This window comes from Paenibacillus peoriae, from assembly GCF_022531965.1.
Classification (GTDB): Bacteria; Bacillota; Bacilli; order Paenibacillales; family Paenibacillaceae; genus Paenibacillus; species Paenibacillus polymyxa_D.
This window is the reverse complement of the sequence record NZ_CP092831.1, coordinates 1,049,269-1,062,398: the sequence shown is the minus strand read 5'-3', so window position 1 is coordinate 1,062,398 and position 13,130 is coordinate 1,049,269. Positions and strand designations below refer to the sequence as shown.

The 13,130-nt window shown below is 44.1% G+C and carries 13 protein-coding genes and 1 pseudogene; 4 read left to right on the top strand and 10 right to left on the bottom strand.

Annotation, left to right across the window (positions count from 1 at the left end; all coding sequences use genetic code 11):
* Entirely contained in the window at positions 1-942 is a 942-nt protein-coding gene (locus tag MLD56_RS04800; RefSeq protein ID WP_209018268.1) for a S8 family serine peptidase, read from the bottom strand.
* A gap of 66 nt (positions 943-1,008) precedes the next feature.
* Positions 1,009-1,170: an epilancin family lantibiotic gene (locus MLD56_RS04795; protein ID WP_080561132.1), complete on the bottom strand. Its 162-nt coding sequence runs from the start codon at positions 1,168-1,170 to the stop codon at positions 1,009-1,011.
* A 326-nt stretch (positions 1,171-1,496) separates the two neighbouring features.
* Here MLD56_RS04795 and MLD56_RS25960 point away from each other — a divergent pair, with 326 nt between their 5' ends.
* Positions 1,497-1,625, top strand: coding sequence for a hypothetical protein (locus MLD56_RS25960; RefSeq protein ID WP_256026159.1), 129 nt, complete (start codon positions 1,497-1,499; stop codon positions 1,623-1,625).
* A gap of 944 nt (positions 1,626-2,569) precedes the next feature.
* On the opposite strand, the gene cysK is transcribed toward MLD56_RS25960, so the two are convergent.
* On the bottom strand, positions 2,570-3,493 hold the full coding sequence (gene cysK / locus MLD56_RS04790) for a cysteine synthase A (RefSeq protein WP_029517608.1): 924 nt from the start codon (positions 3,491-3,493) through the stop codon (positions 2,570-2,572).
* A 216-nt stretch (positions 3,494-3,709) separates the two neighbouring features.
* Between cysK and MLD56_RS04785 the strand changes: the two genes are divergently transcribed.
* The gene (locus MLD56_RS04785) at positions 3,710-4,918 is read left to right on the top strand and encodes an MFS transporter (protein ID WP_029517609.1); all 1,209 of its coding nucleotides are present in this window, start codon (positions 3,710-3,712) and stop codon (positions 4,916-4,918) included.
* A gap of 111 nt (positions 4,919-5,029) precedes the next feature.
* Positions 5,030-5,251: pseudogene (locus tag MLD56_RS26090) on the top strand (DUF1036 domain-containing protein); the annotation flags it as partial.
* Positions 5,252-5,313: 62 nt separating this feature from the next.
* Here MLD56_RS26090 and MLD56_RS04780 read toward each other — a convergent pair.
* From MLD56_RS04780 to MLD56_RS04765, 4 genes are all read right to left on the bottom strand, one after another.
* Entirely contained in the window at positions 5,314-5,550 is a 237-nt protein-coding gene (locus MLD56_RS04780; RefSeq protein ID WP_241113480.1) for a hypothetical protein, read from the bottom strand.
* Between the two features lie 119 nt (positions 5,551-5,669).
* Positions 5,670-6,668, bottom strand: coding sequence for a glycosyltransferase (locus MLD56_RS04775; RefSeq protein WP_069012910.1), 999 nt, complete (start codon positions 6,666-6,668; stop codon positions 5,670-5,672).
* 54 nt (positions 6,669-6,722) lie between these two features.
* Entirely contained in the window at positions 6,723-7,760 is a 1,038-nt protein-coding gene (locus MLD56_RS04770; RefSeq protein ID WP_029517612.1) for an aminoglycoside phosphotransferase family protein, read from the bottom strand.
* Between the two features lie 146 nt (positions 7,761-7,906).
* Positions 7,907-8,599, bottom strand: a complete 693-nt coding sequence (locus MLD56_RS04765; protein WP_029517613.1) for a pectate lyase — start codon at positions 8,597-8,599, stop codon at positions 7,907-7,909.
* A 554-nt stretch (positions 8,600-9,153) separates the two neighbouring features.
* On the opposite strand from MLD56_RS04765, the gene MLD56_RS04760 reads away from it, so the two are divergent.
* Positions 9,154-9,726: a shikimate kinase gene (locus MLD56_RS04760; RefSeq protein ID WP_029517614.1), complete on the top strand. Its 573-nt coding sequence runs from the start codon at positions 9,154-9,156 to the stop codon at positions 9,724-9,726.
* 104 nt (positions 9,727-9,830) lie between these two features.
* Here the strand turns inward: MLD56_RS04760 and aroD are convergent, their stop codons facing one another.
* From aroD to MLD56_RS04745, 3 genes are all read right to left on the bottom strand, one after another.
* Positions 9,831-10,595 (bottom strand): type I 3-dehydroquinate dehydratase, encoded by a 765-nt coding sequence (gene aroD / locus MLD56_RS04755; RefSeq protein ID WP_028542038.1) that lies wholly within the window; start codon positions 10,593-10,595, stop codon positions 9,831-9,833.
* Between the two features lie 103 nt (positions 10,596-10,698).
* Positions 10,699-11,961, bottom strand: a complete 1,263-nt coding sequence (locus tag MLD56_RS04750; RefSeq protein WP_241113479.1) for an MFS transporter — start codon at positions 11,959-11,961, stop codon at positions 10,699-10,701.
* A gap of 130 nt (positions 11,962-12,091) precedes the next feature.
* Positions 12,092-13,003 carry a LysR family transcriptional regulator gene (locus tag MLD56_RS04745; protein ID WP_029517616.1) on the bottom strand — a complete coding sequence of 304 codons (912 nt, stop codon included), beginning with the start codon at positions 13,001-13,003 and terminating at the stop codon, positions 12,092-12,094.
* Between the last annotated feature and the right edge of the window lie 127 nt (positions 13,004-13,130).

Sequence of the window (13,130 nt, the reverse complement as noted above, 5' to 3'; positions counted from 1 at the left end):
TCAACCTCTCATCTGTCTTAAAGCACGAATTGAACCGGCAAGGCTTACTTCATAATAATTCCGCTGAACATCAATCAGTCTCGCGCCTTGACGGAGCAGACACTCCATTTCTGTGCGTCCGGCATTCATCCCCTGCGCGATAAGCTCTCCGCTAAGAGAGGCAACAACTCCGCTGAATAAGGCGCTGGCAATACTCGTACCGATACCCACTGTGTATGCTTTGTCAAATCCCAGCACTTCATATAAGTAATCCTCTGTGTCGAAGCTCGATTTGGCAACCATTACCCAATCATTGTTGTAATTGATTTCATACTCATCACCACTCGGCGCAAAAAATTGATCGTTGAGCGTATTGCTGAACCCGGAGATATCCCCGTTCTTATTAGTTGATCCAATTGGGTATACTCCCTTTAAATTCGCAGGTACTCTGTACTCCTGCGTAATATCGCGTCCATCGTTTCCTGCGGAACAGACTACCCATATGCCTTGCGCATTGGCGCAGTCAACCAAAGCCTGAAACCTATTGAACTCGAATAAGTCGACCTCATATTCTGTACGATAGCTGACGTTGATAATTGGATATCCTTTAGCAATACCCTCTTCCAGCGCTCTATACAACCATTCAAGCTTGCTTATTCCTTTTTTGTCCGTAATTTTGTAGACAACAACCCGAGCGAAAGGGCATATCCCCTTCAATATATATTTGCCGGTAACAGAGCTAACCATTTGTGTACCATGCCCGACGTAATCGCTTAGACAAGGCTCATAAGGTACAAATGACTTGCATTCTGCCTCAACTAGATTACCTTGGATCTCTGAGTGGGATTTATCGACGCCTGTATCAATAAACAGGATAGTAAGCGGCTGACCAACAGTTGCACCACAACTAAAATGATCGGTCAGCCGGGCTACATGCCAATTGTATATATTAGGTTTTATCATGCAATCTCCATAATGTAAGTAGGGGTAGCCTATTTCACTACCCCTGACTTACGAATCGCTTATGAATTATTTACAATTGGAACAAGAACCGGTACAGATACAGGTAAGAGTTTTACATACTGCTTTGGATACCTTAATGGTTGTTTTGATGATTGAAGCTTGTGGGCTAAGCTCACTGGCCTCATAGCTCTTTCTTAAATCAAGGTCAAACATTTGATCTACTTTCATTTTCCTCTTCCTCTCTGAATTAGATTATAATAAACATGATTTCAGTGGTACCCCTAAATCACGTTTATTGTGAGTGACCGTATGTCATATCTTGCTGTCGATGAATAAAGAATATATCTAATTCTCCCGTTTTTTATACTTTATTCCTGAAAGGTATTCCAAACCTCCTAAATTGCAGTCATTTTGCTGCCCATGCGGCATGGCATAAAAAAATACCGACACAGAGCGAAACGATTGACGCTTAGAGCATGGCGTATGCTTGCAAGAATCCGATATGTTCTTATACAGGTGTCTCGTATAAATCGGCTGAAGAAGAGATGCTTAGCATGAAGCGCTCGTCCTATGGCTACGATGTGCTGGCTCTTGTGGACGAACTGCGATTCAAACAGGACATGACTGTAAAGGAACTGACTGACGCACTACAGGCATCCCAACAAGTACCCAAAATCTGTTGAGCGATATCAAGCTCTTTTTGCTGCATCTCGATGACCATATTCGTACGATACTGGCCGAAACGACGGAACAAAACGGTGACGTTCTCTTGTCTATGGGTGGAGTCCAGCCGGAAAAAGGCAATGAAAAATTGTACGTCTTGCGCGAAGTCTTTAGTGGAAACGTACTAGCCGCCAAAAATATGAAAAGTGAGGCAGCGAGCGATCGTTTGCTGTTCAGTCCATTTAACCTCTATAGGTGCGTTCGGAAGAGTTGTGGCCTGATGGTGTGCGAGTGGTCACAATCGATACGTGGACAACCGATCAACCCACTTGCGTAGCCGCTGCATATTTTTGATAAATAGCTTGAATTGGGTATAATCGCTGCACGAATATTAGAGAAGCCAAAAAATGTCAGCGTACATTATACTATTTTCCACAACCATTTAAGCAGTCAACTAATAAGTTGACCCGTTTGAGGCAGCTCTTGCTGAAATGGATAATAGGCTCGGTGTTTCCTTCTCTGATTATTTGGGTTTTTCAAGAGGATCCTGAAGAGACAAATAAGATCGAAGAACGGAGCATGAACCGTGAGACTTTTAAAATTCTCACGAATATAAGCTATAATCGACAATTAATAAGCCACAACCTTATGGATTGTGGCTTATTAATTGTCAGGAGTGAAATTAACCTATGAATTATGAAAAGGATGTATTCAATGTCTATGTTCCTCCATTGAAAAAGAATCTACTATATCGCTCCCATCATCCTTTATTCTTTCAAAGATAATATTTCAAGGTCGAGCTATAATAGGCTAGTGAAGAAGTAGGCGCTCCAGGAGTCATCTTGTTATACTTGTGTATTCTTGATTGCCATATCGCCAATTCACTTTTGTTACTTCACTTAATGAGGCTGGATCATACTACATATAAATGAGTCGAATCACTTTGGTCCCAATCCACATCTTTTTATCCGAATATCCCCATGCTCAGATATCGCTCTCCGGTATCCGGGGCAATGCAAAGTACCCGTTTGCCTGCTCCCAAACGCCGAGCTTCCTGAATCGCCGTCCATATCGTAGCTCCGCTAGAGGGGCCCACCAGAATCCCTTCCTGGGCAGCAATCGCCCGTGTCGTAGCAATCGCATCCTCATCCGAAACCTGCACGATTTCGTCATACACTTCCGTATTCAGCACGGTGGGAACAAAGCCTGGACTGGTGCCAACCAGCTTATGTGGACCGGGTTTTCCCCCAGATAGTACTGGCGAGCCCTTCGGCTCAACTACAACAATCCGCAGATCTGGCAAATGCTGACGCAGCACTTCACCCGTTCCCGTAATGGTACCGCCCGTTCCCGAAGAAGCGACGAACACATCCAGTTTCCCTTCCGTCTGTTCCAAAATTTCAAGTGCTGTGGTCGTACGGTGGATATCGGGGTTTGCCTCATTTTCAAATTGATGCGGGATAAAGCTCCCTTCAATTTCAGCCCCCAGTTCAAGTGCCTTGCGAATTGCTCCTGGCATCCGTTCTTCTGCTGGTGTCAGTACGACCTCAGCCCCGTAGGCTTTTAAAATGTTGACCCGTTCCTTCGTCATATTCGAGGGCATCACCAAAATCGCACGGTAACCTCGGGCTGCCGCATTCATCGCAAGGCCAATTCCCGTGTTGCCACTCGTCGGTTCAATAATGGTGCCTCCCGGCTTTAGATGTCCTGCCTTTTCCGCTTCGGCAATCAGGTTGCCCGCCGCCCGGTCTTTAACACTGCCGCTTGGATTAAAATACTCCAGCTTCACATACACTTCCGCATCCTGCGGCCCTGTGAGCCGTTGGAGCCTTACACAAGGTGTATCTCCTATTAAATCTGTAATACTATATACCACTTTAGGTGCCATCGTTGTATCCTCCTTGGATCGTTCCTTACAACGTTATTTACGATCTTCATATCATACTACCAAAATAACACACTTGGCTCCTTCCTACCTGTCGCTTTTGTAAATTACATAAAACTTATCAACTTAGTATGTAAAATTCTTGCAAAATGGGTCGCCAGATATCGCCTGTAGTGATATACTCGCATTACTATTTTTTCAGGAGGATACAAGACACTTATGAGTACTCAAGAAAATATGACAGCAAACCGCTTCCCTCCCTCCTTGCTATGGTTGACCCTTGGTGCCTTCGCCATTGGCATGACCGAATTCGTCATTATGGGACTACTGCCCAATGTAGCCCATGATCTTCATGTTACAATTCCGCAAGCCGGGCAGTTAATTACCAGTTACGCACTTGGTGTGGCTATTGGTGCACCTGTGCTTACCGTATTAACCCATAAGGTACCACAGAAAAAGCTGCTATGTCTGCTAATGATCATATTCATTTTAGGCAATCTTTTTTCCGTCATTGCTCCCAATTACGAGTTTCTGATTGCGGCCCGTATGGCTACTGCATTATCGCACGGAACCTTTTTGGGAGCTGGTTCCCTGATCGCTGCCCGACTGGTTCGTCCTGACAAACGCGCGGGTGCTATTTCCATGGTGCTGACCGGTTTGACCGTGGCGAACATTATAGGCGTACCCTTTGGTACCTTTATCGGACAACAACTCGGCTGGCGTGCTTCCTTTGGAGCCATTGTGGTCATCGGCTTGATTTCTCTGTTTGGTATCATTCGTTATATTCCGGTGATTCATCAGGACAAGCCTTCCAGTCTCAAACAAGAAGTCCGAAGCCTGTTTAATCCAAAAGTGCTGCTGATGTTGCTCACAGGTGCAGTCGGTTGTGGCAGTCTGTTCACTGTCTTTACGTACATTACGCCTTTGCTTACGGATATTAGTGGCTTTGCCGAGCATAGCATTACCTGGATTCTCGTCCTGTTTGGCCTAGGGGTAACGATCGGCAACATCGTTGGCGGCAAGCTTGCGGATTGGAAACTGCTTCCATCCCTGATCGCAAACTATGCTGTACTGGCTATTATTTTGGCCATTCTGACGTTTACGCTTCAAAACAAGGTACTGGCGGTTATTACAGTCTTTATCTGGGGCATTGCTGCGTTCGGCATCATGCCGGGTATTCAGGTTCGCATCATGAATCTGGCCTATGAGGCTCCTTTGCTTGCCTCTACCTCCAGCCATTCCGCATTGAATCTGGGCAACGCAGGCGGCGCTTTTATCGGGGGAGTTGTTATTAATCAAATGGGGCTAGCCGCTATTCCATGGGTTGCATCGCTAATTACTGTCGGCGGTCTGCTACTCATGGTAGTTAGCTACATTGTGGATCGCAAGACAGCTCATACTGAAGCGATAGCAGAGATACAATCATAGAATCGTTTAGTAAATTGGACGTAAACGATTGGTTCATTTTTCATAGATTGAGAGATATTGTCCACTCTCTTCTTCTACATTCCTCATAGTATGACATTGTAATACCAATTTATGAGGAAAGAAGTGTGTATGATGAGCCTTTTTTTTACAAACAACACGAGTAACACGATCTATGCTGCCTATGCTTATCCTAGTTCCGACTGTCATCCCACTAATTATTCTAAAATAGGCTGGTATCAGATAGAACCTGGTGATACGAGAGAAGTATGGAGCGGGTCTGTAGGAGGGACTATATTCTATTATTATGCTGAAGATCACTCGGGAAATACGTGGAGTGGTACGTACCGCACACGGCTTCCGAGAAATACTAGCCATAGTTTTCACTGGTGTTGGAACTACAGCAGCGGATCATCCAGACGATTGGGTCTGCGCAGACTCCCCATTGATGATTCTATAGTCAATTTCACTCTCGAGTTCATCACCAGTACAAGTAAAAGCAAACCGGCATCAAAGACAACTCGTACGGCGTTACCTTCCAAATCTGCAGAATCCAGCATTCGCAGAATTCCGAGAAGACCGGTTTGCTTTAAAAAAGGAACCCCGGTTCCAGTAAAGTCCAAACGATAAGTCAATGATGAACCGTAACCCGCAAGATGGAATTTTTGAAAAAAAGTGACCCCCTTGCGGGTTATTTTTATTTCACTCTGGATACCCAAACGCGAGTTGCAACCACAGTATTATGCCTCGCTGCTCAGCTTAACCAATGATCAAAAAAGTCTCGGTATCCCTGCTTCATCACCTGACTTGAAAACTGTTCCATGGCGTATGCCTGATTTTCTGTAGAAACCCGACGGGGTGAGGCGGCAGCCATATTGACCAGCTCAAACCAGTTTTTCTCATTCCCTGAAAAAGAATGCGTAGAGCTGATATGTCCATAGCAAGGATGCTCTGGCTTAACCACGATTTTACCCATAGCGAGCGCTTCGGTCAGCGGCATGGCGAACGTATCAAATTTGGAGCAGCTCCAGTACACCTTCGCCGTGTTCATCAGCGCAAACACCTCATCTTGCGTCAACGCAAATTGAAGTTTAACATTGTCCGGGATATCATATTTCTTCATACTTTCCTTGTAGCGTTCACCGCCAAATACCATATAGACATCCTTGTCAGGATTATGCCTCGCATACTCCAGTACCAAATCCGGACGTCGGTTCTCCTCATCTCTACCAATCCACATCACCCGGTTCTCTACCACTTGCGAGGGATCAAAATGCTTTTCCACCAGCCGCTCATTAAATCCGATTGGGATGACTGTCACATCGGTTACGCCAAACTTCGAAGCCATCTCCTGCTTGAGAAAGGCAGTCTGTACGATAGCCTTGTCCACGATCTGATAAAAAGGCTTCATCATTTCATAGCCTGTCAGTGCCGGATCAGGAAAACTATGCGGAAAAAGCACGCTGTTTTTAAAAAACATGTTCAAATAGGTAAAGCCAGATACCGTATAAATAACGTGCTCAATCTGCTGCTCATGGAGTTGGTCCAGTACGACGTCATAATTGACCAGGTCGCCTTTTTCGTGTTCATAACCCGGAAGCCAGTCATGACTGCTCACATGGCGCTCCGGTGATACAAATACGATGTTCACCCCCAATTCCAACCCGATTTGCTTCAGACGTTCTGCGAAAATACGCGGACCCTGTGCTTCAGCAAATTGTATTTTTCTCATGACCAAACCAACTTTTTTCATGGATATATTCCCTACCTTCTTTGGCTAACTAAATACAGTCTATGTCTTAAGCTACTATCTACATCGCTGGGCTTGTCCCCAATCCATCATCGCAGCACACTGGTTCAAACAGGCTAACGTTTCGTCCAACTGGGACTCTAATTGCTCTTTTGACCATTTGTCGCCGTTTCTATGCAGGTGCGTTCCAATCCTTTGCAAATCACTTGTGATTAACAACAGCATCCAGAGCGAAAATACCACAGCAAACATGCCATATTCCAGCATAAAAGCCGTTCGATCCACTCTTATCCCCAACAGCTCCAGCTGCTCCACGTAGGTGTCCAGTATACGAATACGCAATTCGGACGTCATGCGTCGGGGAAACAACGGATGGGACATGTCGATCAGGTGATATACATCCCACAGCGGTGTGTTCAGATGAGTATGCTCCCAATCCAGCACCATAAGCCGTTCCCCGCTCAGCGCATAGTTCCCCGGATGAAGATCACCATGAGACAGTACAAGCTGCTGTGAAAAAGATACATGCTCCAGCTGTACATACATACGCTGCATCTGTTGCTTAGATAATCCTAGTGAGCTGCAAAGCTGTAACACATCCGGCTTGCGCGTGTATAGCTCGGAAACCATCTCCTGAATGAGTGGCTTTGGTCCCCGCAGCGGTATCCCAGCAAAACGATCCGTCGGCAAAGCATGCCACCATGCAACAAGTCTAACAGCTCGCAATAAAGTTTCGTCTGCGTGTAGATGATGTAACGGACCAAGATCCTCAAAAACCATCCATTCTTCTCCGCCATCCACACCTGCATCAGACCAGGCTAGCAATCGGGGATAGATCGGTGATAACGCAGGAAGCACATGCTCATACACCCATCTCTCCCGCCCCTTCTGATCATCATTGGTTAGCGGTTTGAATATATAACTTTCAGAGGAAGACACGTAAAAACGTTCCACATGTCGACCATTCGTACCTGTATATAAAATTTCACGATTCTGCACCAGCGTATCATTCAAAGTGCCGTCAACATTCACATATTGATAAAGAGGATTCATAGCTACCCAACTTTTTTGTATAAAATGTAATAGCACGATCATATCACAGTCCTCGTTCCGAACGAAGCCCAGATCATCTAGGGGTAACTCATTGCACCCAAAAAGGGGCTTGTCCAAGCAGATCATACGACCTGTTGGGCAGCCCCTTATCACATCCGCACTCCTATCCTTACTCTATTCTATACCAATTAATATTGAGTATTGCCGGACTCGCTCGTATTACTGGATTTAAAACCTTTGAACAATTGTTTTACATTATGATAACGAGTATTCGTAATTTTAGCTTTGCTGTTAGGACCGTCCGATCTCAGGATCGAATCCTTCACGTTGGAAATATCCGAGTTATCCAAAGTCATATTCACTCTAAATGTAGAGCCCCCAAGTTGGCGAACCAGCTTACCGATATCATCGGCTCTAAAGTTTTTAATGTTAATCGTGCCTTCGGCATTAATTTGGAACACTTTATCATATGCGTGGAACGCTCCACCGCCCGTAATGTTTACCGTACCTGGTTCTTTAAGCGTCAACGCATCTTCACCGACATCCTCCCACGTTACGTTGGAGATTGTGCCGTTGCCATATACATGCACACCATCCGCAGCAGGGGCAGCGATGATCACATTTTTCAGTGTTGCATTATTTTCAAGCTTAAAGATAGGCTTCTGAGCCTCTTTCTGGCTTCCGTCTCCCAAGGTATCGGGATCAGCCACTACAGTCTTGCCTTTACCATCGTAAACTTCTCCTGCTTTAACAAGTATAGTCTTATGGACGACTTCTGGAGCTGCATGTGCAGAATAATTGCCGACAAATAAGGCGACCAACATTCCTGATAAAGCGATACTGATTCCCTTTTTCAATACGTTAGCTGTGTTTGTTTTCATGTCAATTCATCCCTCTCGTAGATATTTTTCATTGTTCCAACTCTTCGTTGACTAGAACGTGTAGACCGTATCACCACCTTCGCACAATGAACCCAATGACCGATACACGTCTATAAAGCATCATTCAACTATTTGCATATGTATACTTGGTTTTTGGTTCAAAGTAATTTTGTCTCATAAATTATATAAAGCACAAATTGTAAATAGAGCGATTACATTTACAATTTGTATAATTCTATTATAATCACACTTCCAGTAATTTCAATATATTTCTCGGCAAAATATGTCCTTTTTTTCAATTTAGTACATAAAATTGCCTCTTTTATACTTGTACAAGTTTGTTTTTCTTCAATTTACACATTAAACAATACTTGAATACCTTGTTTCGTTTGCCTGCTGTTTATCACTTAATTGGTATTCAGAGTCCCTTTTATCGTATACCTCATTGCTGATGTGATCTATACTATTGAATGACACGTTTGATGAACGTATAATGTATTTAGTGCTTTGAAGCGTTACATCTCAACATTACTGGTGAGAAAAGAGTGGTTATCGTGCAAAACAATAGTGAGATTCCATTAAAAGAACAAAATATTGTGCTCATCGGCTTTATGGGTGTAGGTAAAACAACGATCGGTTCCCATCTAGCGCGCAAGCTGTATCGCGATTTCGTGGACATTGACCAGGAGATTGAACAAGAGTACAACATGCCAACAACAGAGATTTTCAAGACTTATGGAGAGAAGCGTTTCCGTGAGATTGAAAAAGAGCATATTTTGAAGCTGTGCAGCAACACACGCCTTAAAATCATTTCCGTTGGCGGTGGTGCATTTTTACAGGAAGAGGTGAAGCAAGCTTGTTTGGCTTCATCGATTGTTTTCTTCTTGGATTTAAATTGGGATTCCTGGAAAGATCGGCTCAAGATGCTGATTGACACCCGTCCTAATCTACAAAACAAGACTTTAGGGGAAATTGAGGATTTATTCCGTTCCAGACAGGACATCTACGCGGTGAATCACTCCAAGATCGATACAGATCAGTTGGATGCGGAAGAAGTCGCAGACTATATTATTCAAACGCTGAATCTAGGTTGGGAGTTATATGAACCTACTCGGGGATTGAATTAAGAGTTACACCAAAAAGGAGGGCTCCAGCATGCTTATCGCATGGGGGCCCTCCTTTTTGGTTCACTGCGGATATATTACTGACTGGCGAGCATGCCATCCGTCTTTTAAGAATGGCTATGCAGCACCGTCAATATCTCTCTCAGTTCAGTGACAGGAATCTGCCCCGGTGCGGAAGCTTTCTTAGCGGCACCAAAGGTCAAAGCCGAACCAAACAGTTCTCCGGTCAGGCGGCTCACGACACCTTTCCCCGCCATCGACATCGTAATAATCGGCCGATCTGCATGCTCTTCTGCCATAGTACGCGTGGCATCCAGCAAAGTGAGCACATCGGCTGTATTGGTCGGCATCACTGCTATCTTAGGCAGATCGCCTCCCAATTCCTGCGCCTTACGTAACCGGGACACAATCTCCTCCTTCGACGGCGTCTTATGAAAATCATGATTAGATATAATCACATACACGTTATGCTTATGTGCTGCTTCTACCAGCGTCTTCACATCGGCTTCCTCATTAAAAAGCTCTACATCAATAAGTTCGACTTGCCCCGTTTCGGCTACCGTACGGTTCAATTCCACATAACTCGCCGCACTGATTTCCTTTTCTCCGCCTTCCCGAGCGCTACGGAACGTAAATACGAGCGGAACATTTGCTAAAATAGACCGAATTTCATGTAAGGCAGCTTTTACCTTTTCCAAATCCTCCACATGCTCGAAAAAATCGACTCTCCACTCTACGATATCCAGGTCGAGCGTACGCAAATAAGTAGCTTCTTCCTTCAACTGCTCCAACGTTTCTCCCACCATGGGCACACAAATTTTTGGCGCTCCTTCACCGATCAGAACATCCTTCACCTTTACGATTTTAGCCATCTCTATCTCACTCCCAAATTACAATTTCAAGTCGAACATTCACAATAATTCATAGTATAACGCATTCTGAATAAGCATGCAGATGATTAGATCCAGTCGTCAATTATTTAGGTTCAAGCACGATTTTAGGCGACAATTTGCGAATTGCTGGAAAAACCAAACTGTACCGAACATTAACAAACACCGCCAGTACAATCCCTAGCACATTCACAATAATAGCTAGCATAAAAACACTCGATATCTGAGAATGCTTCAACAGAAAGCCTGTAAACACGGGAATAATCGTGTATGACAGCGAGGTTGCTGTATAAACAAACCCGGTAATCTGGCCTTTTCGTTGACTAAAAAATTCACTCATTACGGTTAATGTCAGCTGAAGTACACCTGATATTGAAAACCCGATAACACTCGCACAAATAATGGCTGCAGCCCCTGACTTGAAAAGGAGAAGCGCTCCAAAAGCCAATAAGGAAATACATGGATAAATAAGGATAATATGAACAGGTTTAACCCATTTTCTTAACACAATGACCAATACAAACACGGAAACCAGCGAACCCATATTATAATAAACTAATAATCTGAGAGACTCTGATTCGGTCATACCGATAAACTGTTGTCCAAAAGTAGGAAGCCATAACTGCACAATATAAAGCAAGGTTGGTCCCGTAAATCCGAGCAAGATAAGGCATAGCCCTTCCTGCCAAAACCGTGGCTTACTCCGGTCATTTGCCTCCAATTTTCCCGCTTGCTCAACGCTTGATACAGAAGTATCACCAACGGACTCCTTGGGTGACTGAACCCGCATGTCTGGGAACTTCATCTTGAATAAGTACATTGCATTCAAAGCAAATATGAGGGCAGGTAAAAAGAAAGAGAACCCGTAGAAAATGTCGTGATTCATAAAAAAGATAATCATTAACGGTAAAAATGCCGCCCCGATGGATATGAAACCTCTCACCAACACTGTAGCCGAACCAGAGGATTGGGGAAAAGCTTCGATCAGCGCTGGATAAGTGCCTGAATCAAGAAAGGAATTCGCTACGCCTGCCAGCACAGCCAGCACAATCGCCATCTCAAAGCTGGGGCTTAGCGGTATACCGACCAGGAATACAGCCATCAGTAGCCCTGCTGCCACAATAAACGGCTTGCGACCATAACGGTCGGAGAGCACCCCGGATATGTACAGCGTAAACAGCCTGCCAAATCCCATCGCAGAAACCAAGAGACTGATGCCCGCCTGATCTGTATGCAAATGCTCTGTTAAAAAGGACATGTGTGACGCCAGCATAATATTAAACATGCCGAACAAAAGATAGTTTACATAAAGTCCTGTCGCCACTGGAAAAGAAGAACGTTTCATCATGAATTCACCTGCTTTTGTAAGTAAGTCTTGTAGTATTAAAAATGTGAATCATTTCACATTACCTGTGTCGATGATGAAGTATAGAACACATTTTAAGATTTATCAAGTTTAAATATTGCGGAACCCCGGCCTAGACGCGCTGATGCGTTTTCAGATAAAACTCCTTGCCATAGCTTAATGCAAAGTTCCGAAAGTCCACTACTGCCGGGGATAAATATCTATTTTTAATGCTGGCTAGGTAGATAAAACGCTCGTATTCTGGATTAATAATAGGCAATGTTTTGACGTTAAAATAATCTAACGATGAAATGCGGGGCATAACTCCGATCCCGTAATTGATAGACACCAGTCCTGCCATTGCCGTATCTTCTTCAATCTCGCAAATAATCTGTGGCGTAACGCCCGCCTTGGCAAACAAATTCTCAATAATGGGCCGAACCCCACTCTTTTTGTTGAAGAAGATCACCGGGTAATCTGCTGTATCCTTGAGATCAATTTGGTCCAGAGAAGCCAGTGGATGATCAGGCGAAACAATGACCACCAGTTCCTGCTGAGCCAACGGAATAAACTCCACATCCGGTTCATTTTCCACGTGAGAGCAGAACGCCACGTCATAGTGTTCCTGCTTCAGGCCTTGAATAATATCGTTCGTATTCCCTTGGTGAAACGAAAAGGAAATGTCTTTACGGGCATCCAGAGCTGAAAAGGCTTGGATTATTGCTGGAATGAAGTGTGAACCTAGTGTGTAAATGAACGCCAAATCTATATTACCATGACTTGGACTCACTAATTCCCGTAAGTTATGCTCCCCCTTTTCCAATTCATCCATCGCGTGCTCCACATACTTCAGAAAAAATCGTCCGTATTTGTTTAACCGAATATTTCTCCCCTGCTTCTCAAACAGATGAACGCCCAAATCCTTTTCTAATTCTGAAATCGCATGACTTAAACTGGGTTGAGTGATACATAGCCGCATAGCTGCCTGAGTAAAATGCTCCATCTCCGCAAGTACACGAAAATATTGTAAGTGCTTCAGGTTCATAATTATGTAATTCCCTTCTTTAATTCATATTTTAAATTATAGAACCAAACTATGAAAAACGATAAAAATATGCATTGGATTTATAATAACACCCCTTATATAATTAAGACATAGACATTATGTGAAT